1 pseudogene is annotated in these 452 nt (G+C 65.5%); it reads right to left on the bottom strand.

Annotated elements, in window-relative coordinates:
- Positions 1–452, bottom strand: a pseudogene (locus G8767_RS35335) (AMP-binding protein); the annotation flags it as partial.

The following is a 452-nucleotide window of genomic DNA, read 5'->3' as shown; positions in this document are numbered from 1 at the left end:
TTTTGGGCAGTTCCGGCACGATGGTGATTTGACGTGGTTTGGCGATGGGGCTGATGTCGGTGGAGACCTGAGCCTTGAGTTCGGCGATGAGGACGTCGCCGGTGTTTTCGACGCCTTCGCGCAGGATCACGAACGCGACGATGCCTTGTCCGGTGGTCTCGTCGGCGGCGCCGACGACGGCGGCTTCTGCGACGCCGTGGTGGTTGACCAGTGCTGATTCCACCTCCGAGGTGGAGATGCGGTGGCCGGAGACGTTCATGACGTCGTCGACGCGGCCGAGGACCCAGAGTGCGCCGTCGTCGTCGTATTTGGCGCCGTCACCGGTGAAGTACCAGCCTTCTTCGGCGTAGCGGGACCAGTAGGTGTCGCGGTAGCGGTCCATGTCGCCCCAGATGCCGCGCAGCATCGCCGGCCACGGTTCGTCGAGGACGAGGTAGCCGTTGCCGCCGGGG

The sequence above is a fragment of the Rhodococcus sp. IC4_135 genome (genome assembly GCF_011602025.1).
Classification (GTDB): domain Bacteria; phylum Actinomycetota; class Actinomycetes; order Mycobacteriales; family Mycobacteriaceae; genus Rhodococcus_F; species Rhodococcus_F baikonurensis.
Note: the sequence above shows the minus strand (reverse complement) of the source record. Positions and strands in the feature narration are given on the sequence as shown.